27 protein-coding genes are annotated in these 25,384 nt (G+C 55.3%); 12 read left to right on the top strand and 15 right to left on the bottom strand.

Annotated features, from left to right (window positions below):
- Positions 1 to 336: 336 nt before the first annotated feature.
- Positions 337 to 1,149 (top strand): methane monooxygenase/ammonia monooxygenase subunit C, encoded by an 813-nt coding sequence (locus BLR00_RS15935; protein WP_074634468.1) that lies wholly within the window; start codon positions 337 to 339, stop codon positions 1,147 to 1,149.
- A 390-nt stretch (positions 1,150 to 1,539) separates the two neighbouring features.
- A complete protein-coding gene (locus BLR00_RS15930) occupies positions 1,540 to 2,118 on the top strand; it encodes a hypothetical protein (RefSeq protein WP_074634465.1) in 579 nt (192 codons plus the stop codon).
- A gap of 373 nt (positions 2,119 to 2,491) precedes the next feature.
- On the opposite strand, the gene BLR00_RS15925 is transcribed toward BLR00_RS15930, so the two are convergent.
- From BLR00_RS15925 to BLR00_RS15915, 3 genes are all read right to left on the bottom strand, one after another.
- The gene (locus tag BLR00_RS15925) at positions 2,492 to 4,411 is read right to left on the bottom strand and encodes a ParB/RepB/Spo0J family partition protein (RefSeq protein WP_074634463.1); all 1,920 of its coding nucleotides are present in this window, start codon (positions 4,409 to 4,411) and stop codon (positions 2,492 to 2,494) included.
- Between the two features lie 69 nt (positions 4,412 to 4,480).
- Complete coding sequence (locus BLR00_RS15920) at positions 4,481 to 4,786, bottom strand: type I restriction endonuclease subunit M (RefSeq protein ID WP_074634460.1); 306 nt, start codon at positions 4,784 to 4,786, stop codon at positions 4,481 to 4,483.
- A 536-nt stretch (positions 4,787 to 5,322) separates the two neighbouring features.
- A complete protein-coding gene (locus BLR00_RS15915; protein ID WP_074634457.1) occupies positions 5,323 to 6,135 on the bottom strand; it encodes an N-6 DNA methylase in 813 nt (270 codons plus the stop codon).
- A gap of 292 nt (positions 6,136 to 6,427) precedes the next feature.
- Between BLR00_RS15915 and BLR00_RS16780 the strand changes: the two genes are divergently transcribed.
- The gene (locus BLR00_RS16780) at positions 6,428 to 6,580 is read left to right on the top strand and encodes a hypothetical protein (RefSeq protein WP_176760008.1); all 153 of its coding nucleotides are present in this window, start codon (positions 6,428 to 6,430) and stop codon (positions 6,578 to 6,580) included.
- 179 nt (positions 6,581 to 6,759) lie between these two features.
- Here the strand turns inward: BLR00_RS16780 and BLR00_RS15910 are convergent, their stop codons facing one another.
- From BLR00_RS15910 to traJ, 5 genes are all read right to left on the bottom strand, one after another.
- On the bottom strand, positions 6,760 to 7,440 hold the full coding sequence (locus BLR00_RS15910) for a DNA-binding protein (RefSeq protein WP_074634455.1): 681 nt from the start codon (positions 7,438 to 7,440) through the stop codon (positions 6,760 to 6,762).
- 397 nt (positions 7,441 to 7,837) lie between these two features.
- Entirely contained in the window at positions 7,838 to 8,365 is a 528-nt protein-coding gene (traF, locus tag BLR00_RS15905; RefSeq protein ID WP_256324216.1) for a conjugative transfer signal peptidase TraF, read from the bottom strand.
- Between the two features lie 47 nt (positions 8,366 to 8,412).
- Complete coding sequence (locus BLR00_RS15900; RefSeq protein ID WP_074634450.1) at positions 8,413 to 10,278, bottom strand: type IV secretory system conjugative DNA transfer family protein; 1,866 nt, start codon at positions 10,276 to 10,278, stop codon at positions 8,413 to 8,415.
- Positions 10,275 to 12,209 (bottom strand): TraI/MobA(P) family conjugative relaxase, encoded by a 1,935-nt coding sequence (gene traI, locus BLR00_RS15895; protein ID WP_074634447.1) that lies wholly within the window; start codon positions 12,207 to 12,209, stop codon positions 10,275 to 10,277. The genes BLR00_RS15900 and traI overlap by 4 nt, the downstream gene beginning before the upstream one ends.
- Positions 12,206 to 12,592 carry a conjugal transfer transcriptional regulator TraJ gene (gene traJ, locus BLR00_RS15890; protein ID WP_074634444.1) on the bottom strand — a complete coding sequence of 129 codons (387 nt, stop codon included), beginning with the start codon at positions 12,590 to 12,592 and terminating at the stop codon, positions 12,206 to 12,208. The genes traI and traJ overlap by 4 nt, the downstream gene beginning before the upstream one ends.
- Positions 12,593 to 12,879: 287 nt before the next feature.
- On the opposite strand from traJ, the gene BLR00_RS15885 reads away from it, so the two are divergent.
- Genes BLR00_RS15885 through BLR00_RS15875 form a run of 3 tightly spaced genes read left to right on the top strand, consistent with a single transcriptional unit; the run spans position 12,880 to position 14,386 of the window.
- The gene (locus tag BLR00_RS15885) at positions 12,880 to 13,245 is read left to right on the top strand and encodes a TraK family protein (protein WP_074634441.1); all 366 of its coding nucleotides are present in this window, start codon (positions 12,880 to 12,882) and stop codon (positions 13,243 to 13,245) included.
- On the top strand, positions 13,245 to 13,973 hold the full coding sequence (locus BLR00_RS15880) for a nucleotide-binding protein (RefSeq protein WP_074634438.1): 729 nt from the start codon (positions 13,245 to 13,247) through the stop codon (positions 13,971 to 13,973). Before BLR00_RS15885 ends, BLR00_RS15880 begins: the two co-directional genes overlap by 1 nt.
- Positions 13,970 to 14,386, top strand: a complete 417-nt coding sequence (locus tag BLR00_RS15875) for a hypothetical protein (RefSeq protein WP_074634436.1) — start codon at positions 13,970 to 13,972, stop codon at positions 14,384 to 14,386. The genes BLR00_RS15880 and BLR00_RS15875 overlap by 4 nt, the downstream gene beginning before the upstream one ends.
- Before the next feature lie 17 nt (positions 14,387 to 14,403).
- Here BLR00_RS15875 and BLR00_RS15870 read toward each other — a convergent pair whose 3' ends face one another.
- The 7 genes from BLR00_RS15870 to parA form a co-directional block, all read right to left on the bottom strand.
- Entirely contained in the window at positions 14,404 to 14,769 is a 366-nt protein-coding gene (locus tag BLR00_RS15870; protein ID WP_074634433.1) for a KfrB domain-containing protein, read from the bottom strand.
- Between the two features lie 23 nt (positions 14,770 to 14,792).
- Complete coding sequence (locus BLR00_RS15865; RefSeq protein WP_081346893.1) at positions 14,793 to 15,698, bottom strand: ParB/RepB/Spo0J family partition protein; 906 nt, start codon at positions 15,696 to 15,698, stop codon at positions 14,793 to 14,795.
- A gap of 84 nt (positions 15,699 to 15,782) precedes the next feature.
- Positions 15,783 to 16,079, bottom strand: coding sequence for a KleE stable inheritance protein (gene kleE / locus BLR00_RS15860; protein WP_074634430.1), 297 nt, complete (start codon positions 16,077 to 16,079; stop codon positions 15,783 to 15,785).
- A gap of 76 nt (positions 16,080 to 16,155) precedes the next feature.
- A complete protein-coding gene (gene ssb, locus BLR00_RS15855) occupies positions 16,156 to 16,551 on the bottom strand; it encodes a single-stranded DNA-binding protein (RefSeq protein WP_074634486.1) in 396 nt (131 codons plus the stop codon).
- A gap of 1,128 nt (positions 16,552 to 17,679) precedes the next feature.
- Positions 17,680 to 18,708: a replication protein RepA gene (locus BLR00_RS15850; RefSeq protein WP_081346892.1), complete on the bottom strand. Its 1,029-nt coding sequence runs from the start codon at positions 18,706 to 18,708 to the stop codon at positions 17,680 to 17,682.
- 51 nt (positions 18,709 to 18,759) lie between these two features.
- Complete coding sequence (locus tag BLR00_RS15845) at positions 18,760 to 18,993, bottom strand: hypothetical protein (RefSeq protein WP_074634427.1); 234 nt, start codon at positions 18,991 to 18,993, stop codon at positions 18,760 to 18,762.
- Positions 18,990 to 19,622 (bottom strand): ParA family partition ATPase, encoded by a 633-nt coding sequence (gene parA, locus BLR00_RS15840; RefSeq protein WP_074634425.1) that lies wholly within the window; start codon positions 19,620 to 19,622, stop codon positions 18,990 to 18,992. Before parA ends, BLR00_RS15845 begins: the two co-directional genes overlap by 4 nt.
- A 173-nt stretch (positions 19,623 to 19,795) precedes the next feature.
- Between parA and BLR00_RS15835 the strand changes: the two genes are divergently transcribed.
- The 6 genes from BLR00_RS15835 (at position 19,796) to BLR00_RS15810 (ending at position 25,379) form a co-directional block, all read left to right on the top strand.
- Positions 19,796 to 20,203 (top strand): transcriptional regulator, encoded by a 408-nt coding sequence (locus BLR00_RS15835; RefSeq protein WP_256324215.1) that lies wholly within the window; start codon positions 19,796 to 19,798, stop codon positions 20,201 to 20,203.
- Positions 20,204 to 20,353: 150 nt separating this feature from the next.
- A complete protein-coding gene (gene trbB / locus BLR00_RS15830; RefSeq protein WP_074634422.1) occupies positions 20,354 to 21,325 on the top strand; it encodes a P-type conjugative transfer ATPase TrbB in 972 nt (323 codons plus the stop codon).
- Positions 21,326 to 21,327: 2 nt separating this feature from the next.
- The gene (gene trbC / locus BLR00_RS15825; protein ID WP_074634420.1) at positions 21,328 to 21,741 is read left to right on the top strand and encodes a conjugal transfer system pilin TrbC; all 414 of its coding nucleotides are present in this window, start codon (positions 21,328 to 21,330) and stop codon (positions 21,739 to 21,741) included.
- Positions 21,728 to 22,039, top strand: coding sequence for a conjugal transfer protein TrbD (locus tag BLR00_RS15820; protein WP_074634417.1), 312 nt, complete (start codon positions 21,728 to 21,730; stop codon positions 22,037 to 22,039). Before trbC ends, BLR00_RS15820 begins: the two co-directional genes overlap by 14 nt.
- A complete protein-coding gene (locus BLR00_RS15815; RefSeq protein WP_256324214.1) occupies positions 22,036 to 24,603 on the top strand; it encodes a VirB4 family type IV secretion/conjugal transfer ATPase in 2,568 nt (855 codons plus the stop codon). The genes BLR00_RS15820 and BLR00_RS15815 overlap by 4 nt, the downstream gene beginning before the upstream one ends.
- The gene (locus tag BLR00_RS15810; protein ID WP_256324213.1) at positions 24,600 to 25,379 is read left to right on the top strand and encodes a VirB8/TrbF family protein; all 780 of its coding nucleotides are present in this window, start codon (positions 24,600 to 24,602) and stop codon (positions 25,377 to 25,379) included. The genes BLR00_RS15815 and BLR00_RS15810 overlap by 4 nt, the downstream gene beginning before the upstream one ends.
- The last annotated feature ends 5 nt before the right edge of the window (positions 25,380 to 25,384 follow it).

Raw genomic sequence — 25,384 nt, 5'->3', positions numbered from 1 at the left:
ATTTTAAGCCGCATCAGGCCTGATCATTCTAGCCCTCGAAGAGGTTTAGAAGTTTGCGTACAGCATCAGGTCATCATCGAAGACTCCCGCGGAACCTTTTGACCATGACTAGATGATCAGGTGTTACTATCGAAGTGTAAGATAAGTCTCATCATCTAATCTGTCAAGAGTTAGATGACAACTATTCACTATTTCAGGGGAAAAAGATTGCAGAGAAACCACAATATAATTGTGGGAACTATCTATAAATATCGTAATCTAAAATGCGCTTGCGGATTTATTTCGCTGCTAAAAGTTGGTTGGATTCTTAACTATTGGTAACAAGGAGTAATTAAAATGGCAACTACACTTGAAACATCAGGCAGCCATGCGGGGTCGAGCGGACGCGACTACGACATGTCGCTGTGGTACGACTCAAGGTGGTACAAATTTGGGCTGATCACCATGCTGGGAGTAGCGATATTCTGGATCTGGTTTCAGCGGACGTTTGCCTACTCGCACGGCATGGACTCGATGGAGCCGGAATTCGAGAAGGTATGGATGGGACTGTGGCGGGTGCACATGATCGTCATGCCGATCTTTGCGCTGGTCACCTGGGGCTGGATCTGGAAGACACGTGACACCAACCTGGACAACCTGGACCCCAAGCTCGAGATCAAGCGTTACTTCTACTGGATGATGTGGCTGGGCGTGTACCTGTTTGGCGTGTACTGGGGCGGTAGCTTCTTCACCGAGCAAGACGCCTCCTGGCACCAGGTCATCATCCGCGACACCAGCTTCACCCCGAGCCATGTGGTGGTATTTTATGGTTCCTTCCCGATGTACATCGTCTGTGGCGTGGCCAGCTACCTGTATGCCATGACCCGCTTGCCGCTGTACGCTCGTGGCACCTCGTTCCCGCTGGTGATGGCCATTGCCGGCCCGCTCATGATCCTGCCGAACGTAGGTTTGAACGAATGGGGCCATGCCTTCTGGTTCATGGAAGAACTGTTTAGCGCACCGCTGCACTGGGGCTTTGTGATACTGGGCTGGTCGGGCCTGTTTGCCGGCGGCATCGCGGCACAGATCATCACCCGCTACTCCAACCTGACCGACGTCATCTGGAACGGACAGAGCAAAGTCATCCTCAACAACCGGATCGTCCCGTAAGCGGCACTTTGAGGACATGAGAACCGGCTGAAACCCTGAACCGTATGACAATCGCCCCACTCCCGCATGACAGGGGAGCGGGGCGATTGCCGACCAGCGATAATTGAGCAGCAAGCCGTCATAGCGATAGATTGGAATAAGTATCCTTTCCAGCTTTAAGGTCGTGTGACCATAACACTTTTAAAGAATGACATCACTGCCTACGGCGAAGAAGGCTTCCAGAAGGGATAAATAACGAATGTAAAGAACCTGTTGGCTGCTCACAACCGCTTCGGTATACCCATAGAGAGTGCCGCCTCCCACGCATATCGTCCTGGCTTCACAGGGACGATATGCAGAGTGGTGGAACCTATTCACGGTTGAACAGTATAAAAAAGGAGTAAATTGATTATGATCAAGCAAGTGGTACAGGCAAGCATATCGGCGCTTACCCTCGCGATGGCTCTTTACTGTGGCGCGGCTGGAGCGCATGGAAAGGTAGGCATGGAAGAGGATACCTGCATGCGCCGGCTCGGCGATAACAGCATGGTGCATTTGAGTGCCTACCAGCCGCAACACGAGCCGGACGACCAATACTGCACGGAAATCCCCAAGGAAGGTGATACCTTCCTGGTGGTGGATCTGGTGGACCAGGCACTGCGGGAGATTCCTATTGGGGTACGGATAGTGAGAGGAACCAGCGAAGTAGAGGATGAGACGGTGACATACCTGCGTCCGAGCTACCACCCTGATGGGGTAATCAGGGGGGAAACCAGCCTGGATAAGGGTGTCTATACGGTATTCATTACTGGGGAGGCAGTGCCTCCCGTACATTACCAGTATCCATTGCGTGTAAAGATGATCAACTATACAAATATTTTTCGTGCGGCGATAGGGCCGCTGATAGCGCTGCTGTTGCTGACTTTCTTTGGATACAAGCTCATGAAATCGAAGCAGGTACGGAACTGGCGTGCTTCACGGCGCTCATAGCACATCTTGATAACTGTTCGCACCGGCCGCAATAACCAGGCTCAATATCGACTGGGAATTCCCTTGCCGATTTGAGCGCGTGGGCAATGGCATGCAGCTGATTAACCGCGGATCACAGGTCGAGTAACATAACATCCGCTCATGAGCACGTGTTTCGCAGTGTGTTCCAGATGTTCAAAACGTTCGCACATATCAATGATTATAATCGAGGTTTCCTATGGGGCCGCTTTTTCGAGTTTCATTGGCATATAAAAATTAAGACGACTTTCCGGAGTGCAGACCAATCCTGCGAATCCGGAGTTTTCGCATATACGAAAACACCCTCGTGCCACCACAGCCCCAGATAAGGGTCTGTGGTGGCAAGGTTTTAAGATTATTCCTGCAGCGCCTCCACTTTGAGATTATCCGGCAACCAGCGCAAGCCCGACAGTTTCGCATTCGAGGACTCGATCAGTTCACCCTTTTTCATCTTTGTCATGGTCTGCGCCATTTGAGGGGAAACCGCCTCTCCCACTACTTCAATAATCCGATCTTTGGATACGTGCGAAAGATAATTCTCGGGCGTGGGTTCCCACCAGTCGGCCATGTCCAGATTCAAGGCGGCCATGATCGCCGTCACGTCATCCGATGGCGCATGCTCCCGCCCCGATACGGTATTGATCGAAACCGCCGTGCAAAACGCCAGCAGGTCGTGCAAATCCGCAAGGTCTTGCTCCAACAGCCACCCGAACAGCGTCTTGCCGCCCTGCCCTGTTGCCTCGATGCGCGCTGTCCAATACGCCCGCTTTTCCTCGATTACCTTGGCTGCACGGCTCTCTTCGATGTTCTCTGCGTCCTTCTTGAGATAGGTTTGCTCGATGTTGACCTGAACGATGCGATTCGACAGGTAGCCGTTCGAGAAAACCGATTGTGCCAGCCGATGCACGAGTGCCGCCAGCGCAATTTCCGGCCGGTCCATGATCTGCGCCTGAATCGCTGCGCTACGGTGAGCCGTCAACATGCGCGTGAGTTTTTCCGAGTGCACAGGTTTCGCCGTTTCGCTCTGCTCACTTCCTGCCAACCCTGATTCTCCTCCCTGCGCCTTGGGCAGTTTCTTCACGTCCTCTTTCCGGATCAAGCCCCGCTCGATGCGTAATTCCCCTGCATGGTCAATGGTAACGATGACACCTGCAATGGCAAGGTCGGTGGCGTCCGGCTCTTCCAGCGATTCATTCAATGCCGCTATCTTTTCCTGTACGACGTCATGCTTCTTTTCAATCGCGGCATAGGTTTCGCCGTCCTCGTCCATTTCCTCATCGTATCCCTCAAATTCGGCCGTGAGGGCTTCCATTTCAGCATCCAGCGCATCCATTGCGGCTTGTTCTTCGGCTGTCGGTTCACGCCTGCTGGTTCGCGCCCTCACGAATTCTGCCCTGTCCGAATGGTCGAACGTAGTGTGGCATTGCGCCCACGCATGGCCCTCGCCCTTGATGGCTTCAATCGCCTGATTGAGTTTTTCCAGCGCAAGCGATTCCAAAAGCTCTGTATCCTGTATATAGCCTTCGCCCTCTTTCCCGAACAAGTCGCGGCGCACCAACCCTCCTGCAGCCTCATATTTCTCCAATCCGACAAACTTGGCAAGCGGGCTGCGCTGAATGTCGATCTCGGTTCCGGTTATCAATCGCCGGAAGTTTGATCCGCTGCGCTGCCATTCGGGCGTACTGTTCCAGATGCGCTCCTGCAATTCGTGGTCTTCGGTCAGCGCCAGCGCGGATATCTGTTCAAAATTCATTTCATCCTCGGCATACAGCTTGAAGATGGCCGGGGAAACGTGGGTGAGCTTGAGGTAACGCTTGACGGTCAGGGGAGATACGCCAAAGCGCGGGGCAATCTCGTCCGGCGACAGTCCCGCTTCAGTCAGATTGCGGTAGGCCATGACCAGATCGGCGGGGTGCATGGCTTCGCGTCCGGAGTTTTCCGCAAGACTGAGTTCCAGTGCCTCTTCCGCACCCACCACGCGGCAATTCACTTCACTCTCTTTTGATAGCCGCTCCTCGGCCACTAGCAGATTCAGCGCGTCCAGCCGCCGCCCACCGGCGACGACTTCATATTTTCCGGTCTTTTTGTTCTTCTTCTTTTGCTCGGTGACGATCAGATTATGTATCAGCCCTTGCGCGGCAATCAAAGCGGACAGTTCGCCTATACCGCCGCTCTCTTTCTTGCGGACATTCAGAGGCGATTTAACAAGATTCTTGATGGCAATGCGCTGAATGTTGCCGGTTTCAATGGCTTGCGTAACGTGGGTGTTTTTCATGATGATTTTTCCTGTGAAAAGGGTTTAGTAAAGAGAAAGAAGAGCCGGTGCGCCGCACCGGCATGGGTTCTAGTATTCGTTGGGTAAAAGAAAGGTGGTCACGCTGCGATCGGCTTCCGTGATGATCCACAGCGTATTGTCGCCAAAGCCTTCACAGGGCTGGGTCTCGTCAATCGGATAGGCCGATAAGACACGAAACCCAAGGCGCACCGCTTCATTGTTGGTGGCGATATCTTCCTCGTCCACCGAACCCCAATCGCCTCGCATATGCCGCGCAAGACAATTCGCCATCCACACTGGATGGGTCTTATCCAGTGCGCCGGGTGTTGCCACCACCTGCCCCAGTGAAAATAACGGTTGCTTGATTTGTTCCATGGCTAGCCTCCAAAGTAAGGTTGAAAAAGAGAGTCTTAAAACCAGATCCTCTCGCTCGAACCTCTTCGCTTCGCCCTGGGGCGACGGGAGTGGGGAATAGCCCTGCCCTCACGGGCATGGGTTGGGAATGGGTGGGGTGGGCAGGCGAAGGAACAACCGGGCCTTTCCTGTTGCGGTTTGCTTATCCCCCACAAGTCCCCCTCGCAAGCGATTGGGGGGAATTGATGGGGGGATGGCGCAACGGGATCGGCCCGTGCCGCTAAAAAGTTTTAAATGGGGTAAGGCCTGATGATTGCTGCGGCCGCAATTGCGCAGCAGTTGCGGATCACACGCCATGACAGGCGAAGCGCACCGCTACGAAGTCTGAGCGGCTGGCGGGGCGTGTGACAGCGGCAAGCAGGGACAATTTTCTTGACCAGGAAAATCCGTTCAGTCCTGGCCGCGCGCGCCGGCTTGGCCGTGGCCGGGGGCGCGGGTGCCCTGCCCTTGCCTTGCAGGGCGTCTATTGGCAGGCAAGACGCCCTGCACCGGATACCTTAAAACAACGTCAATTGCCCCGTGCCGGTTTGTACCGCCACAACCTCGCGCACCTGCTGCACAACCGCTTCCGGCATAGGCGGTACGGCATGATCGGCTTTTTCGCCCCAATCCTGTCGGGCGCTCACGTCCCGCTTGAGCCTCGCATCCCAAAACCCCAGCACATGCGCGGGGGTCAACCAGTATCCCCATTGCTCCATCGATAGCGTATTGCCATGCACGACAATTGCCGGAATGTGCAGCAACGACAACTGCACGTAAGCCATGTGTACGGCGGTTGCATCGATGTCGATACAAGTAGCATGCATCGCCTGCTGGTAATTGATGCCTTCCTCCGCGAAGGCTTCCGCGGTGGCGATCACCATCCCCCCTGCCCCGACTGCCGGCTCCATCACGCACACGAATCCCCTTTCCTTACATACCTGACCTGCATCGCCGCAGAGTATTTGCGCCATCAGAACAGATACGTGATAAGGCGTAAAAAACTGCCCTGCCCCACTGTTTCCCAGCTCAAGCGCCATGAATAACTGACCGAGGCAATCACTCATGCCCTCTTCCAGCGATAGCGTGAGACAGGCCAGCATCTTGGGGAAGCGCGCAACTTCTTCCGGCTTATAGCCTTTGACGATCTGCATATACCGTGCCTCCCGTATTTCAAATTGCGCCCGGTCAACTGCGTTGCTAAACGACAGCGCGGCCAGCTCGCAGAAATCCTTGAAAACCGTATAGGGATGACGGCTGCGGCTGTTTTCATGCACCAGCTTGGCAAACTCCTGCTGGTGTTTGTTCAATCCAATGTAGTTCGTCGCCATTGATCCTCTCCCTTCCGGTCATCGTTTTGTTAGGGGCGAGCCAGGTCTTGAACTGATTTGCTCGAACAGACTTGGCCAACCTGCTTACTGCTGTAAAACATCGCTTCGCTGAGGGTTTCGCCGTTGAAGCACGGCGGGATGACAAGACGGGAGAGTGAGATTGCAAGGGCTGGACTGAACAACGAGAGGGCAAGGCGCAGCGCACCCTTGCAATGGAACGCGGCTTGGCTAGGGTCTTAGTGCTTGGCGATACCCGAATGAAGCGACTGCGGGGTAGTAAGCGGGTGGGCTAGTGAGAGCGGATGAAGCGGAACGTGAAGCGTTGCGCGTGGGGTTAGCCGCGATGGTCAGCGTGACCGGGCAGGTGACGCTGCTAGACAGGTATTTGCAAAAGGGATCGTTATCGGATGGCCGGGACTACAGGCCCGGTGTGCTCAGCACATAGAGTCCGGCCCGCTGACAATGTGTGAGCGGGCCGCCGCATGAAGGTTGGGTTAATACCTTGCCTAGATCTTTATCCAAATAGAGGTAGCACAAGCAGTCGTGTCACCAGCCGCCATTTAAATAAGAACCGGCATGATCTTTTTTTATTCCATATCCTAAGGCGCTACCCCTGCCGCCCGGCTAGCGCCGCCCGGATAAGTCGCGGATAGTTGCTTGCTGCTCGGCAACCTGGCTGCGCAACGCGTCGGCGGCGCCGGTGGCCTTGCCGAGCTTTTCAGTCAACGCACGAACTTCCTTGCGTATTTCGGATAACTCGGCCTCGATGGCCTGCTTGCTGATCGTCAGTTTATTGACCACCTCGCCGCTGTGATGTTTTAGCTCGACCACAGTGGCCGCAAGCCCGGCTTCCCGGGTGGCGGCATCGATCACAGCCTGCCGCGCGATTTCCCGTTCCTTGAGCAGCGTGGTTTCCAGTCCCTCCAGCCGGTCGGCGTCGGCCAGCTGCTCACTTTCGAGTTGACCGATAGCCGCCACCGCTTCTTCCAGGCGCCGGTGCGTCGCCTTGATTTCGGTATCCGCTTTTTCGCGGATGACCGCGATTTCTTTGCCGGCCTCGGTGGCAGCCGCTTGCCAAGCCTGCTCGAAGGCCAGTCTTACGGCATCCGGCATGGGAATGCTGACCGGGGCTGGCACCGCCTTACAGGTGGCTTCCCAAGCTTCGAGGTGCCGGTAAATGGTAGTTAGGCTGCCCCCGCCCAGCGCATCGCGCAAGGTGGTCGGCGTGACTTCCCGCCCGCTTGCCGCCAGATGATCGGCTGCTTCGAAAACTTGTTCCTGCGTGTGGAGTGCTTTGCGTCCCATGGTGGCCCCCTCATATTTAATAAAGTAATTACTTTTTATCTTATGTTATTTTATCAAATAATTTGTGTTTGTCAAGTATTTTGGGCAGCTGGCCAAGACGAAGGAATGAGATTGCAAGGGCTGGGCCTGAACAACGAAAAGGTAAGGCGCAACGCGCCCCTTGCAATGAAACGCGGCTTGGCTCTACAGCGCAGCGCAAAGCGCTCCGCATAGGATGGAATTAGTTCTGACGAACAGCGCGGCCCGGAACGGGCGGGGCTGCTAGATGGGATAGTCGCAAAAGGGATCGTTACCGCATGGCCGGGACCACAGGCCCGGTGTGCAGAGCACATAGAGCCCGGCCCGTTGACCGCAGGTGAGCGGGATTGCCGTGTTGAAGCAAGCTACAGGGTGCGCCTCACCATATAAGTAGCGGCTGGATTACGCCCTTGACCTGAGATGCATCCACTGCCCCGAAGTAGCGCCCATCGAAAGAGGTAGGGCTCCCATCCGACATTAGCAGCAATTCTGACTTTGCCAGGGTGTAGGTGCCCGATGAGATATGCGGCATTGCCCTGCCCGCTTTATCCGCTTTGAACGGCTCACTGGCAGGCAAAAGTTTCCCATTGATGCTGACGCCCTCCCCTGCTATGACCACCCGATCATCGGCTGCGGCCAACACACGCTTCATCATGTAGCCATAATTTCCCGGACAGAATCCTGCTCCAATGTATCCGCGCCGTTTCGCCTCTTCGAACAGGAGCGTTTGCGGCGGGCAAAAAAGCACATATTGGCCCCTGGCTACCGCCTCGTCGGTCATCCAATATAGGCCCACCGGAATGCTCCGGGTGGTATTGACCCGCAAGCCGGCTGCATAACACAGCAATCCGAGCACCATGAAACCGATGCCGCCGATGGCAAAGGCACGGCTGATATGCGGTGACACAACCATCTTTTTAGTAAATACAGAAATATAGATATACAGAAATATGCTTATATCAGTCGATCGCTTTGGATCGGCACGGCAATTGCCGCTCGCGCCTGAAAAATCCTGTCCTGAAAATAAAGCGGCTGCTTGCCGTAAATGGCCGGGCATCCGGCGACATAGATAATCATGTCACCGGCTTTCTCGATCACATCCTGTCCATCCTGCGTTCTCTTGACCGGCCCCGGCATGCGCAGGCATTCATCCACGGTCAGCAGCGAACGTTGAACCTCTTGCATCGTGCGGGAAGTCTGCTTGCCGTTCTTGGAGACCTGTTCTTTGGCAATGGTGGTCTGCCCCGTAAGTTTCGATAAATGCTCGGCGGTTTCTACGCGGTTGGGCGGAAAAGCGCTCTGGATGTGGCAGTTCGAGGTAATGGATTCATCACGCCCATAGCCGGTGGTGCCTGACCGAAGTTGATTGATGTCCTGGCAGATCAGGTAGCACTTGATCCCATACCCGGCGAGGAAAGCCAGCGACTCTTGCAGGATTCCGAGCTTGCCCAAGCTGGGGAACTCATCCAGCATCATCAATAGACGGTGCTTGTATACGGGTTTTGCCCGCCCATGCTCAAATTCGATGCGGTCCGCCAGCAGCCGAACAATCATGTTGAGCAGGATGCGCACCAACGGTTGCAGCCGGGTCTTGTCGGCTGGGCGGGTGACAATATAGAGGCTCACCGGATTGTCGTGGTGCATCAGGTCTGCTATCCGAAAATGCGAATCCGCGGTATTGTCCCGCACCACCGGGTCGCGGTAGAGCGACAGATAGGATTTGGCGGTGGACAGTACCGAGCCAGCTTCCTCCTTGGGCCGGTCCATCATGTCGCGCGCAGTGGCGGCAACGATGCGCTGATGCGTGCCGTCCGGGATCGGCGCAGCGAACATCTGCATCCATAATTCCCCAATTTCGCGGTCGGGGTCGGACAGCATTGCGTCGATATCAGCAATGGCGGGCGTAGGCTTGCCATCGTGTAGCGCTTGGTGAAGCGCGTGCAGGACGAGCCCCACCAGCAGCGATTGCGCCGATTTCTGCCAGTGGGTTTCCAATCCCCGCCCGTCCGGATCGACGATCAGGGTGGCGAGATTCTGCACGTCACCTACCGCCTGTTCGCTGGCGATGCGAATTTCGTCTAGCGGATTCCAGTGTGCGCCGCCGCCGACTGATGCGGGCTCGAAGCGCAATACTCGGTTGCGGGCATGGAGCTTGCGCCATCCGGCGGTCAATTCCCATAGCTCCCCTTTCAGGTCTGTAATGACGGCGCTCTCGGGCCACGACAGCAAAGTGGGCACGATCAGCCCCACGCCCTTGCCAGAGCGCGTCGGCGCGTAGCACAGCACGTGTTCCGGGCCGTTGTGGCGCAGGTAGTGTTGCCGCCCGTGCTTGTCCAGCCAGGCGCCCACGTATACCGATGCACGCTGCTCTTCCCTGCTTTTCCCCTTCAACCTGTCCAGCCACGAAGCGTTGCGTGGCAGCAGGCCAGCAGCCAGGATGTCCTTCTTGTCTGCCCAGCGCGCCGACCCGTGTAAGCGGGAACTCACGCTACTGGACTGTGCCAAGTGTTTTTTGTAGCCCATGAGCAGGATCAGGCCAAATGCTGCGGTCATGAGCCCTATGCTGCCTGCCATGCTGAACTGGTCGGAATAGCGGCCCGGCCATTGCCTTGCCCATTCCAGAATCTTCCAGGGGGCGTAGAGATGGCTCACGTTGGCGCCCAATGCCGCATGGTATTGAAGAGCATGGGCGAGATACTGTGTCGCGGCGGCTAGGCTCACGACCAGCACCAGCAGGAACAGCGCAAGCATCAAGAGCGGGCGGTTTCCGCTCTCTCCGCGCACTTGCGGACCGATGGCATTGTTCGGGCCGGGGTTCACAATTTTAATCCCCTGGATTCATTCAGGCATTTGCCGTCCAGGTGAATTGCCGCGCCCAGCCGCGTCCCCGCGGCCCGCGCGACCGTGGTGGCGTCAACCGGAATCACCGCCACTTCGTCCATGCGGGTGGCTGCCAGCAGCAGAAATTGCCCATCCACCTTTCGCCAGCCCGCGTAGCGGATCTCCGCAAGCAGGCTGGGATTGCCAAGGACGTGCTTCGGGATGCCGGCGATGAGTTGCCGCTTCGCTTCGCGTTCCGCGATGTAGCGCCGCGCGGCGGCTTCTCCGGGATTGTCCTGGCGCGGTGGCGCTACATGGCTAGCGGAGTGCCTATGCAGTTTGACAGGTTCAGTCTCGGCCTGAGGCGGCAGCACCGGTTTTTCCTGTAAAACGTCCGTGCGCGCCTGTTTCGCCGTACGGTCGGTAAAGGCGATATCCAGTTTCAAGGCGCTGGCGGTATGCAGTACGCGATCCCTGAAGGCGCTGTCGCCCTCGATGGTGATGTTCCGCCCGAAACGCCGCAGCGCCATGCTTATTGCGATTTCCAAAGCATCCTGGGTGATGTCCTCCGATACTTCCAGGCGGTGACCGCTGTCGCGGATGGCGGATGCTTTCTTGATGTAGATGATCGTGCCCTGGTGGGTGACGCTATCAACCTGCATTCCGTCTGCCTTTTCGCCTCCCCTGCCCGCTTGGATAGTCCCCATGAGGCTGTCCGCGCGCCGTGCCGCCTTTTGGCTGCGGAGGCGCAAGGCTTGCAGTGCCGCCGCATCGTGCGCCGCCGCCCGGTCGGCCAGCCAGTCGAACCATGCCTGGGGCTTGGACTGCGCAAGCTGATGTTCGCGCTGCGACTGGTGCTGGCCGTAAATGTCCTGCAATTCTGCCCGCAACGCTGCGCCCGCTTGGTAATAGAGCGCGCGCCGGGAGAGGCTGTCGCAATTCAGTTCCCGGATGATGCCGCGCCTGATCCGGGCTTTCTTCTTTGCCGCCGAGAGCTGATCCTGCTTTTGTTGGCGCAGCGCGCGGCGAATCTTGACCCGTGCCTGCCGGTTCTCGCTCTGCTCGGCCCGATAGCTTTGGTAGAGATCATCCGTCACGGTACTCCCCGGTTGGGGCAATACGGGCCGCATCCGATAGGAGCGGGCAGACTGGATCTGTGCTGGGCGGCCGGGCTCGAACGCGCCCAGCCGCTTTACTAGCTGGGTTTTGGACAAGTCGCGCGCAATGGAGCTTGCCTTGACTGCCCTGCCCTCCTGGTCGGTAATGATGAATCCGTTGCCCTGCGCCCGCAGCGCAAGGCCGGATTTGCCCAACGCCTGGTGCAATGACTGCCAGCTTTGGGCCGCCCTTAAATCGTCAAGGCACTCGCGCCTGACCCATCCCAACAGGCTTTCCACCCCTGCCGTATGTTCCATGTCCAGGGCGGCGTTGCGCGCGCCCCGCGCAATTGTCTTATGATTGGTGGGCGCCAGCCCGTGGGCCTGTTCCAGGCGCTGGCAGACTTCGCCCAAGGTTTTATAGTCGCAGTACGGGTTGTGGATGGTGAGCGCCTTCGGGTGGATTTTATTGATCGCCACATGAATGTGCAGATTGTCGGTATCGGTGTGCACGGCACTCACCCGCTGGTGGCCCGCGAACCCCAAGGCGTCCGCCAGTTTGCTTTCGATGTCGCGCAACCCCTCCGGCGACGGATGGTCGCCCGCATCGAAAGAGATGAGCAGGTGATAGGTTTTGTCGCTGCATGCGCGCCGGTTCTGGAGCTGCACCGCCAACACTTCATTGACCGCATCGCCGGCGTCCTCTTGATGGCAATTCGACACCCGCACCGCGCCCACCCGCACGGCCTTGTCCTTCGTCTGCGTAATGTAGGCCACGAGATCCCGGAAGCTGCTGCGCCGTGCCGCGCGCATTGGAATGTGCTTGGCGATCACGCCTCCTCCCTTCCCCTGCCCGGCTCGCGCCGGAGCACGGCGCGCATGATAGCGCGCATGGCTTCCTGGTTGGCCTCAATCTTGTTCAAGACGGCGCGCAGCTCAGTGGCTTTCATTTGGCGCAGCCGCTCGTCGTTGGTAAGCCACAGCTTCAGGAGCCCGCCCAGCCGTCCCAGGTCGCCATTGATCCTGGCCAGGTCGTCGATGCGCTGGTAGTCGAGGATGGTTCGCACCTCGTAGCCAGCGCCCACGTGCAGCAGAAACATCGACGCGCTCAGCCCGGCAGCCTGCGCGTTCCGGCTGATCTGGTCCTTTTCGGCTGGAAGGCAGTACACCTTGATGGGTGTGCTGCCCTTCCTGGTCGGCGCGCGGTCGGTATCCATTTCCTTTTCCTTGACGGCGGCAGCCGTCCATTATGGTTGCCCCGCAGGGCAAGATCCCCGTTGAGCACATCGTGCGAATAAGGCGGGAGTGAAGTGTGGAATACCCGCTTGCGGGTAGGCCCACTTCACATATCTTGCCCTGTCTCTTCGCAATAACGTTTTTCACTGGGAATTATTTTTCCCGCTTTATTTCGCTGCTGAATCCAAGTTACCAAAAAAAGATGGGTTGTGCAACCACAAAATAAGTGTATATTATTAATAAATGTTCGATTAATCTAATATGAATTATGCAAAAAGACCTTTCATTCCGCATTTCGCTTCGAGTCAAGGACAAAGTATCCAGCCGGAACGCGCGCAATCTCGCTGCATTCCTGGCGCAACGTGAAGAAATTCAGCAAGCGTTGAACGATGGGTGGTCGGTGTACCAGATTTGGGAGACGCTGCATGCAGAACAGAAGATCGCGGCAAGCTACAACACTTTCTGCAACCAGGTTAAGCGCCTGGTTCTCAAAAACGCGGGCAGGAGCCACAAGCAGGCAATGAGCCTGCTGGCTTCGCCCGCCAAGGCAATCGCCACGGGCCATCCAGCCGCGGCATCCAGGTCGGATGGCTTTACTTTTTCTTCCACCCCTAACGATGAGGATATACTTTGATGGCTAAAATACACACGGTTTTGCAAGGCAAGGGCGGCGTGGGCAAATCTTTCATTGCCTCCGTGCTCGCTCAGTACAAGGCGGCCAGGGGGCAAAAACCCCTGTGCGTCGATACCGACCCGGTCAATGCCACCTTTCATGGCTATAAGGCGCTCGAAGTCCAGCGCCTTCAAATCATGGAAGGCGACGAGATCAACCCGCGCAATTTCGATGCGCTGGTGGAATTGCTCGCGCCGGCCGAGGTTGATGTCATCATCGACAACGGCGCCAGCTCTTTCGTACCGCTATCGCACTATCTCATTTCCAATCAGGTACCGGCGTTACTGAAGGAAATGGGCCACCAAATGATGGTGCATACCGTCGTCACCGGAGGCCAGGCCCTGCGTGATACCGTGAGCGGTTTTTCGCAGATGGCCGCGCAGTTTCCTGAGGATGCGGTATTTGTCGTTTGGCTCAACCCCTACTGGGGACCGATCGAGCATGAGGGCAAGCAATTCCAGGATATGAAAGCCTGCAAGGATCATCGCAAGCAGGTAGCCGCCATTGTTGAAATTCCGCTACTGAAGCAGGAAACGTATGGCCGCGACTTGTCGGACATGCTGCAAGCGCGGCGCACCTTCGATGAGTCGCTGCAGCTTGCATCGCTGCCGATCATGACTCGCCAGCGTCTAAAGATCGTGCGTGATCGGCTTTATACACAGTGCGACACCGCGGCTGAACTTGCATGACTAGCATAGATAAAATCATCCAGGAGGTCATGGCCAGGCATGGCATTATCCTGGATCGCGACGATCCTATACTGATGATATACACCATCAATCGGCAGGTGATGGAGGCAAGTATGGGCATTCAACATAACTTGCTTGAAGAGTATTTAACCGCCATGAAAACCTTGTCGACACAACTTCAGGACCAGTCCGCAAACCGTCTGGATGCAACCATACGTGAATCCACCGTGGCCGCGAAGCTGGCCTTGCGGCAGGAAGCACAACGGCTTTTCCAAGAATTCAAATTGGAGGGCGAAGCGGCAAACCATAAGTTGATGACGGATTTCCTGCATTGGCGGCGCTATGCGGGACTCAGTGCCATTATATCCATGCTGTCCTTGGTCGCAGCCGCCACCGTGCTTTGGGTAAGCTAGCTTGTGGCTGCACGAAATCAGCGAGTCAGCTTGTGCGTGGGGCTCAACACCACCGCCGTGGTCAGCGCCCTGCCCGCTTCATACGTGATACAAATCGTCTTGCCGTTTTCCGGGACCGCATCGAACGCTTTCAGCGGATGCCGCGTGTTCCCATGCGGCTCTTGCAGGTATACATAGCGTTCGTCTATGTGAAACACGATTCCGGTATGTTGCAGCGCCTTGTCCGCATCCGTTGCCATGTAGGCAGCATAAATGCCAGGCTTGAGGCTTCCCGCCTTTCCAACCTTTTGCGTGACCCACTTTCCATCCTCATCGGTTTGGATCAAACGTTGTCCGTTCATGACGAGAATGCGCTGTTTTTTCGGTGCCGTGTCCTGGGACATTAGTTGCCCTTCATCTTCTGCTTTTATTTGCCTTCGCTCAGCTCTGTAAGCTGCATTTTTTCGATGGCGCCTTCCCTTTCATTGCCGTTCTCGCTTCTAATCCACGCATAGCCGGGCTGTGAGGGCCGGCGGTTGAACAGCAATTGTGCGGGCTCTCCTTCGTATCGAATTCTGACTATCGGCTTGTGCAGCCTCAATGGACTGGGTATGCGCGTTTTGCGTTCCTTTGCCACGGCGGCTGGCCCGACCGGTTGTTCGGACTGGTCGCGGCTGTCCAGGAACGCGCGTAGTCGCGCGATGGATGCCCGCGTGATTTCGACGGTCGGATCTTCCAGCCAGAACTCCACGTCATCTGGATATTGCCGCCAAACGACGACGAGATGGTTCACGGCAGTCACATCCTGGCACCGCCCGGAGTTGAAAGCGTCTGCAATGCAATCTGGCAAGCGCAACAACGCGGCATGGCTGGTGATATGGGGCGCGGACATGCCCAGCTCGCGCGCGATCTGCCGTCTGGACTTGCCCTTTTTTTCCTCCTGCTCGATGAGGATTGCCCATTCTCTCGGTGTAAAACCCGCTTGATGGGCATTTACGATGATCTGGTCAATCTTGGTGAAGTCAACGTCGATAAATGCCTTGATGGTTTTCTTGCCGGCCAGATGTGAGGCGCGGTAGCGCCGCGCGCCGTCGTTGATGACATACCTGCCGGATTTTTCTGGATGATGGTGCACGGATATCGGGTTTTTAACCCCTCGCTGCCGAATGGTATCGGCCAGCTCGTTGAGCAGCTGCGGATCGAAGACGGTGCGAGGCTGGTTGGGATCTTCCTCTATCAGATCCAGCGGAATATCAATTGGATGCGCATGTGCTTCTGGGGAAGCTTGGACACGATCTGATTTCTTTACGCTCCCTGCTCTCGATTTAATCATCCCTCAACCTGTATCCTTTTGATTTGCTGCAAGTCTAGCAAATTAAAAGGAATATATTAAGTGTTTAGCTGCATTACACTCTTCTTATCTTGATTTATGGGGAATAATGATGCAGATCAAGGCAACGTATAGAACAAAATGACCCCAAAAGATCCAGTCGAAATATGGGCCGTGCCGCGCGATATTGACGGACATCCGCAAGAAGAGGAAAGTGATGTCGATCACCAACACCCGGCGCAGAATAGGCCAAGTCATGACCAGGAACAACCACAGGACGCGCGCCAGCAAAGATAGCAAAACCGAGATCATCTTTCTGATCTTCTGATTGCCTTCATTTAAGCCAACTTGCTTAGGATCGTGTTTGGCTGCAGTGATGTTCATTTTTAAGACTCTTTAAAGCCCGCCTTGCGGCGGGCGCTGTTGAAGAAAAACTTAACATAAATCTATATGGTAGTCGTCAGAACGGGATATCCGGATCTTCATCTTCATCCAATGCCGTTCCATCCACCGGATGCTTGATAGGATTCTTATCCAGCATCTTCAGCAGATTGCCGGTAATTTCCGTAGTGAATCGTTTGATGCCCTCTTTGTCTTCCCATTCCCGCGTGCGCAGCTTGCCCTCAAGGTAGATCATTGCGCCTTTCTTGAGGTATTCACCGGCTACCTCGGCAAGTCCCTTGTAGAAAACGATGCGATGCCATTCGGTCTTTTCCTGTTTTTTTCCATCCTTGTCCTTCCACTTTTCACTTGTGGCAATGCTGAGATTGGTAATAGCCACGCCATCCACCGTATAACGCATCTCAGGATCATTGCCCAGGTTGCCGATCAAACAGACTTTGTTAAGAGAACTCATTTCAACCTCCATAAGAATATCAAATATAAAAATGTATAAAGAACTACAAATACAATATAACATATAATAATAAGGCTTAAAATGGCATTTTTCCACTACTGGTTAAAATGCTGGAAGCTCTGAAAACCAGATCCTCTTGCTCGAACCTTCTCGCCTCGCCCTGGGGCGGCGCCCCTTGCCTTCACGGGCAAGGTCTGGGATTAGGTGGGGTGAATGCGCAAGGAACAGACGGGCTTATCCTGTTGCGGTCTGGTTATCCCCCCACAAGCCCCCCTCGCAGACGATTGGGGGAGTGAATGGGGAATGACGCAACAGGGTGATCCCGTGCTGCTGAATATCTTTTGAATGGGCTGGATCTGATGATTGTCGCCGCCGGAATCCTCCGAAGGTTCCGGATCACAGGCCATGACAGGCGAAGCGCACCGCAAAAGGCGGCTGGTGGAGTTTGTGACAGCGATAATTATCTAGAAAGACTTATTTTTCAATAGTTTTCTTAGTTTTAACCATGTCTTTGCCGGGATACGGGGTGCCGCGAAGCGGCAGGGCTACCGCCCCGGCCCCTACCGGCAAACCCTGCTTTGCAGGGCTTTGGACACATGGTTAAAAAATCGCTTTTCTCTTGGATAACACTTTTGATTTGTCTATAGGTAACCTGGGGTTGGGGTTGAAAAAGATTATAAAAAGAGATTGTAGCTACTTGAAATAAGCTATCTGTGGATAATCACTGGTCAACTACAGGTTTTATAGAGGATAAAGACTAAAGGCAAATACAGGGGGAAGATGATAAATACGGTCAAGATGCACTCTGGCATTGGTTTTTTTAGGATTATGCAGCAAGTATATTGGGAGTTCTTCAGCGTCCAATTATGGGGATAAGAGAAAATAATTGTCTTTAATCAATTACCTATTTGATTGATACAATTGGGAGTTCTTCAGCGTGGATTGGGGAGTTCTTCAGCGTCCGATTTTGGGGATAAGAGAAAATAATTGTCTTTAATCAATTACCTATTTGATTGATACAATTGGGAGTTCTTCAGCGTGGATAATTTCTTATATCCACAGGGTTATCCAAATACTTTAGTGAAGTGGGAGTTCTTCAGCGTAAAGTATGGGAGTTCTTCAGCGTAATTAAAACAGGGATGTTTGCTTTATTATGTGTGGCGGCGACGGGTTGAGTATCAATCCCCTATCCTCGGTCTGGACATTAGCACGCGGGTATACAACCTGAACAGCTTTCAATGCTTTTTCGAATGCGCGGCGAAAATCACGCACGGCGCGGTCCGTGGTGTAATTGCTTCCAAACTGTCCCATAAGGGATTCCCAGGGTATGGGCCTGGTTCGACGTTCGGTGTAGCTCATGCGGTAAGTAAGCCAAGTATAGACGTCCATGGCTAATGGAGATCCACGCAAGGTTTTGTAGGCTCGCAGATCGATCGGGACTGGCCGGTCGATGCATTCATTGAAAAATGAATTGGAAAGTTGGACTTTGCTTCGCCATTTGCCCGCCTCATGCTGCTTTTGCGGTGTCCACAATGGGGCGGGGTCATGAGGTTTGTCAATGCCGTTGGTGGATGATGGTTTCAGGGTTAAATCGTCCTCGTGAATCTGGATGCCGTCGGCAATGAGCACATTTTTTAGCAAAAACCCACGTTCCTGCATCCCACCTACATATTCGGCTGTTATGAGTGAGCCAAATAATCGCTTGAGCTGCTCTATCACACGCGTGCTGGTTCCACGCGCGCCACCGCTGCTTGAAAGGTCCAGGACGTCCCGCAGGAAATCGGATAGCGAGTCGCCGAGCTCGATGATGGGGGATTGAGTCCTGACAGCTTCGGTTGAAACCCAGGAGAGTAAAAGCCGCGGATAAATTCCATAGGGTATTCCACCTTCGTATCCGGCAAGTATCCGTAGACGGAAATTGCCATTCTCCCGCTTGAATACATCTGCCTTTGGATCCTTATAAGGCATGGTGGCGATCACCAGCGCCCGAGCCATGTAGCCTAGCGTGCCCGCGCTTTTTGCATCTTCTGTTTCTATGGCTAAATGGGTCTCGATGACTTCCTTTACCCAAAGGGGTACGGCGCCTGCTCGATAGTCGATATCCAGTTTTGATTCTGGCTTGGGTAGGGGTGGGTTTCCAGGTTCCGTCTTAGCCATGATGCGCTCCTACTTTCATTGCAAGTAATTAATTACATATAAAGAAATACTTTATTGCGGATTTCCGTATTTCTTTATTAATAATTCTAGTATTTCTTCGACCATTTTGGTATCGCGCATCGCGCACTGCGCTTTTATGGTTCGATGCAGGCTTACAGGAATGTCTAGCGTCAACCGTTTGACAGGCTCCTTTACATCCGGTGCACGATTTTCCACCCACTGATCGGCTGTGGCTGGATCTGGCTGTTTGCTGGGCCGTGGATTCATAATGATTTTCTTGGTCATGGATTGGTCTCCTTCAGTAAGGCGTCCTTAAGTGATTCGATCTCGTTTGCGGCGAAACTGGTTTGGTCAATCTCATAGACAGCCTTTCCTTGAGCGGCTGATTCAGCGAATATGATGCGCTGGGTAATGGCCGCATCTAGGATGGGAATCGGATAAGCAGCCAAGGCTTCTCCGACATCGCGTCCAATTGCTGTATTTGTTATTTTGCGATTTATTACAAAAAATGAAATAAGGGTTTCTTTATATATTTTCGCATCTTGGATCAGCTTTACCACTTCGTCGGCAGCCCATACATCGTAGGGACTGGGTTGCACGGGTATCAGGATTACATCCGCCGCCATGATGGCGGACCGAGCCAGCTCAGTTACGCGCGGCGGTCCGTCTATCACGATATGATCGTAATCCTTGCCGATTTGTGCAATCTCCTTGTGGATTGTGGGTCGAGGCAAACCCACGATGGGAAAGAGGGGCGTTTCCTGCCTCATTGCGGCCCAATCAAGCGAGCTGCCTTGCGGGTCCGCGTCGATCAATAGTACCCGTGCGCCTGATCGCGCTAAGCTTGCGGCTAGATTGATGCTGAGTGTGGTTTTGCCCACGCCGCCCTTTTGGTTCAGTATTGCGATAATCATTATTTGTACCTTACCATAAATAATGATTCACGATAATACAGAAATATGTGCACGTCAAGTGCTAATGGATTGATGCTTGGCTTGTTGACATTGATGGGGGTGGGACATAAGCTAACTGCCGTCTCTAAAGGAGGCGGATTGATTTAGCGGCTTTACAAAAATAGGTTTTGAATATGGCCCGAAATTTCATCTATAAAGATATTTTCTTTACCAATGTGCTTCGCATCCTTGATGAGCGCAAGATGACACAAAAGGAACTGGCGGAACGCGCTGGAATTTCGACCGCGTTTATCTCCGACATTGCGAAAGGGCAGGGGAATCCTTCGATTCTCACCATGGAGGCAATCTCCATCGCGCTGGATGTGTCGCTGCCCATCCTGCTCGATACAACTGACCTCGACACCAGATCCCTCAATGACCTCGCGGGCGGAAAAGCCCCTCAATCACTTCCTCCTGGATATAAGCGCATTTCCGCAGTGCTGACCGATTATCAAGCCTACTTGGCAACAGAGTGGGATGCGGCCAATCGCAAGAAGCTGCGCGGCCCGTTTGCTCCCCGCAAACACAATAAAGTAGTCTGATACCTGTAACATCTTACAGTTTTACTCTCGATTTCTTTCCGTTAAGGTAGCGGCTCGTGTTGCATTAAATGATCAACACGAATACATCTTGCCAAAGTAGCAAGTTAGGTATAGTATTCATTATATCTAATTAATGATCGGGAGTTTTCGATGGACCAGCAGGACACCATATTTATCAACGACCGGGCCAAGTTGAAATTGGCGCGTGATCTCGGGGATGAATTCCTGTTGGTCTTGCATGATCCCAAGACGGTGGAAATTATGCTGAACGCCGATGGCAGGCTGTGGCAGGAGCGGCTGGGAGAACCCATGCGCTGTTTTGGAACGATGCGCGCGGCGACTGCCCAAAGCATTATCCGCAATGTGGCCGGGATGCATGGACGGGAGCTGACCAGCCAGAATCCGACGCTCGAATGCGAATTCCCGCTCGACGGATCGCGCTTTGCCGGCCAGATTCCGCCTGTCGTGTCGGAAGCCGTTTTCGCCATTCGCAAGAAGGCGGTGGCCGTGTTCACGTTGGATGACTATGTGAAGGCGGGCATTATGACGCCCGGACAGTGCGAACGTATCCGTGTTGCGGTGGCGGTGCGTTCCAATATTCTAGTATCGGGCGGCACCGGTTCAGGCAAGACCACTCTGGTCAATGCCATCCTCAATCACGTCATGGCGCTGGAACCCCTGTCTCGGGTGGTAATCATCGAGGATACCGGCGAGATCCAATGCACAGCCGACAACTACATCCAGTACCACACCTCTGCTGAAGTCGGCATGACGCAACTGCTGCGTACCACACTGCGCATGCGACCTGACCGCATTATCGTGGGAGAGGTGAGGGGGCCGGAAGCCTTGGATTTGCTCATGGCCTGGAACACCGGTCATCAGGGCGGAGTGGCGACTCTACACGCCAACGACGCGCGGGCCGGGCTCTCACGCCTTGCCATGCTGATCAGCATGCATCCCGATTCTCCCAAGCCGATCGAACCGCTGATAGGCGAGGCGGTGCAATTGATAGTGCATATCGCGCGCGCCAGCGGCGGCCTTGGCAATCGGCGGATTGAGGAAATTCTGGAGCTATCAGGCTTTGATGACGGGCATTATTTAATCCAACCTTTCAAGGAGTAACCATGAAAATTCGCAACATATCCGACGGTAGATTATTCGCGTGGATGGGAATTGCCATTTTGATCGTTGGGTTTTGCCTGATGGCCCCGCATCCGGCGTATGCCTCGGAGGGGATCGGGGGCACGCTTCCCTATGAGAGTTGGCTGATGAATCTACGAAATTCCGTGACCGGCCCCGTGGCGTTTTCCTTGTCCATGATCGGGATCGTGGTGGCGGGCGGAGCATTGGTGATGGGAGGAGACTTGAGCGGATTTTTTCGTACCTTGATATTCATTGTTCTGGTTCTGGCATTTCTGGTCGGGGCTCAAAACATGATGAGCAATTTCTTTGGGCGCGGCGCGGAAATCACGTCGGCTGGGCAACCGGCGCATTTGGCTGGAGCTGAAGTGGAGGAGGGCGGCCATGGAATTGCGTAAAGTTCCGATCCGCCGTGTCGGCAACCGCTCTAATCTTTTCATGGGGGGCGACCGCGAACTGGTCATGCTGACCGGGCTGATTGCCTTCTCTCTTGTGTTCAATGCCCAGGAATGGCGGGCAGCCATCATTGGCACGGGTCTTTGGGTATCCGCCCTGTTTCTGCTGCGCCTCATGGCAAAATCAGATCCGCAAATGCGCCCGGTTTATCTGCGCCATCGGCGCTACAAAGCGTATTACGCGCCGCGCGCCACGCCCTTTCGCAGCAACGGGCGCATCCAGGAGCGGCAATACCGATGATCGCCTCTTCGCTGATTGGATTCCTCGCGCTGATGATTGCCATGGTCGGCGTCCTGTTTCTTGCCGTGCTGTATCTGCGCATCCGCGCCGTGGGCGAGGAAAGCCGCTTGAAGAAGCACCGCGAGGTCGATGCGGGCTTATCCGATCTCCTGAATTACGCCGCGATGGTGGATGATGGCGTGATCGTTTGTAAAAGCGGCGCCTTCATGGCCGCCTGGATGTATCGGGGCGAAGACAACGCCAGCGCCAGTGTGGAGCAGCGCAATCTTGTGTCCTACCGCATCAACCAGGCATTGAGCAAGCTGGGTTCCGGGTGGATGATCCATGTCGATGCCGTGAGGCGGCCGGCGCCGCACTACCCGGAGCGCGGGCTTTCGCATTTCCCCGATCCGGTGACGGCTGCAATCGACGAGGAACGGCGCCAGTTGTTCAAGAGCCTGGGAACCATGTACGAGGGGTACTTTGTGCTGACGCTGACTTGGTTCCCGCCGCTGCTGGTGCAACGCAAGTTCATTGAGCTGATGTTCGAGGATGATACGGCGCCCCCCGATCATAAGGCGCAGACACGTGGCCTGATCGAGTCATTCAAGCGCGACTGCCTCTCCATCGAATCGCGCTTGTCGGAAGCGGTTAAGCTCGCGCGCTTGGGCGGGAAACGGGTCGTGGCGGAGAATGGGGTGGACGCGACGCAAGACGATTTTCTGCGCTGGTTGCAATTCTGCGTAACCGGCCTTGACCATCTGGTGCAGTTGCCGCGCAATCCGATGTATCTGGATCAACTGCTGGGCGGCCAGGAACTATGGGGCGGGGTGGTGCCCCGGATCGGGGGCAAATTCATGCAGGTGGTGGCGATTGAGGGTTTCCCCTCCGAGTCCTATCCGGGGATACTCTCGGCGCTCGCCGAATTGTCGTGCGAGTACCGTTGGTCGAGCCGGTTCATTTTCATGGACCCGCATGAGGCGGTGGCGCACCTGGAAAAGTACCGTCGTAAGTGGCGCCAGAAGGTTCGCGGTTTTTTTGACCAGGTTTTCAATACGCATATCGGCGTGATCGATCAAGACGCAATGGCCATGGTCGCCGATGCGGAGGCCGCCATGGCCGAAGTCAACAGCGGGCGCGTGGCGCAAGGCTATTACACCAGCGTGGTCGTGCTGATGCTGGAAGACCGAACTCAACTGGAAGGGCTTGCGCGCCGTCTGGAAAAAGCGGTCAACGCATTGGGATTCACCGCGCGGATCGAGACCATCAACACGCTTGATGCCTATCTTGGCAGCCTACCGGGTCATGGCGTGGAGAACGTGCGTCGCCCGCTCATGAATACCTTGAATCTGGCGGATCTTCTGCCGACTTCCACCATCTGGACCGGGCTGAATGAAGCCCCCTGTCCCATGTACCCGCCCAACTCGCCGGCATTGATGTATTGCGTGACGCAAGGCGCGACCCCGTTCCGCCTGAACACACATGTCCGCGATGTGGGACACACTTTCGTGTTTGGCCCAACTGGTTCGGGCAAGTCCACGCTATTAGGCGCGGTGATTGCTCAAGCGCGCCGTTATCGGGGCATGACGCTCTATTGTTTCGATAAAGGCATGTCGCTTTATCCCCTGGCAAAGGCGGCCGGGGCCAGGCACTTCACGGTATCCGCCGACACCAGCCAGAATTCGGGCCTGTCGTTTTGCCCGCTGCAATTCCTCGGTTCGCAAAGCGACCGCGCGTGGGCGATGGAATGGATTGATGCGCTCCTGGCGCTAAACGGTCTTGTCACCACGCCCGCGCAGCGCAACGAGATCGGTCTGGCAATTGGTTCCATGCACAAGTCTGGGTCGAAAACGCTCTCCGAGTTCTTCACCTTGATCCAGGATTCGAAGGTGCGCGAAACGCTCAAGGTTTACACCGTCGAAGGCAGCATGGGCTACTTGCTGGACGCACAGGATGATGGACTGTCGCTCTCCGATTTCACGGTGTTTGAGATCGAGGAATTAATGAACCTGGGCGACCGTTACGCGTTGCCGGTATTGCTGTATCTCTTCCGCCGCATCGAAATGTCGCTCAAGGGGCAGCCCGCCATGATCGTGCTGGACGAGGCGTGGATCATGCTCGGCCACAAGGTCTTCCGGGAAAAGATCCGGGAGTGGCTGAAGGTGCTGCGCAAAGCAAACTGCATGGTGCTGATGGCAACGCAAAGCCTGACCGATGCGGTGCATTCCGGCATCCTGGATGTGATCGTCGAATCCACCGCGACCAAGATCTTCCTGCCGAACGTGTATGCCCAAGACCAGGACACGGCTGCGTTATACCGGCGCATGGGCCTGAACGACAGGCAGATTGAGATTCTGGCGACGGCGGTGCAGAAGCGGCAATACTACTATGTGTCCGAAATGGGCCGGCGCCTGTACGAGATGGCCTTAGGGCCGTTGGCATTGGCGTTCATCGGCAGCACCGACAAGGAATCCGTGGCGAACATCAAAGCGCTTGAAGCGAAGCATGGAAATGAATGGGTGCAGGCATGGCTGGCCATGCGGGAACTCGATCTATCCGACTACAACATGGAGGAAGCGGCATGAACATGGGCATGGCTCGGGCGATGAAATCGCTGATCATGAGGAAACCGCGAACGGAGAGCGGCGAGCGCCCGACCGGCGCTGAGATGTCTGATGGACGCAGGGAAGGGGAGGGGGCCAATCCCTATCTGTCCGCGCGGCGAACCTGGAACGAGCATGTGGGAGACATGGCTGCTTCCCGCCAGACCTGGCAAATGCTGGGCCTGCTTTCGCTCCTGATCGCGCTGGCCGGGGTGGGCGGCATGATTTATATCGGCAGCCAGTCCAAGTTCATTCCTTATGTGGTCGAAGTGGACAAGTTTGGCCAAACGCTGGCGGTGGCGCCGGTGGATCGCGCCCGCGGTGTGGACCAGCGCGTGATCCATGCAGCGGTAGCCGCCTTCATCCAGTCGGCGCGCATGGTATCCCCCGATGTGGCCTTGCAGCGCAAGGCCATCTTCGCGGTGTATGCCATGCTTTCTCCTGACGATGTGGCAACCACGAAAATGAATGAATTCATGAATGGCCGTCCCGATTCAAGCCCTTTCAAGCGCGCGGAACGCGAAATGGTGAGCACCGAGATTGTTTCCGTCATCGCGCAAACCCCCGATACCTGGCAAGTGGACTGGACGGAAACCGTGCGGGACCGGCAAGGGATCGTGAAGCAGGCGCCCTATCGCATGCGTGCGCTGGTGACAGTGCATGTTATTGCGCCATCCCCCGATATCAACGAAGCTCAATTGCGCAACAATCCGCTTGGCATTTTCGTATCCGATTTCGCTTGGTCGAAACAACTTTAGAGGTG

Origin of the sequence: Nitrosospira multiformis, assembly GCF_900103165.1 — a bacterium.
Taxonomy (GTDB): domain Bacteria; phylum Pseudomonadota; class Gammaproteobacteria; order Burkholderiales; family Nitrosomonadaceae; genus Nitrosospira; species Nitrosospira multiformis_D.
This window is presented reverse-complemented; position numbering and strand designations above follow the sequence as displayed.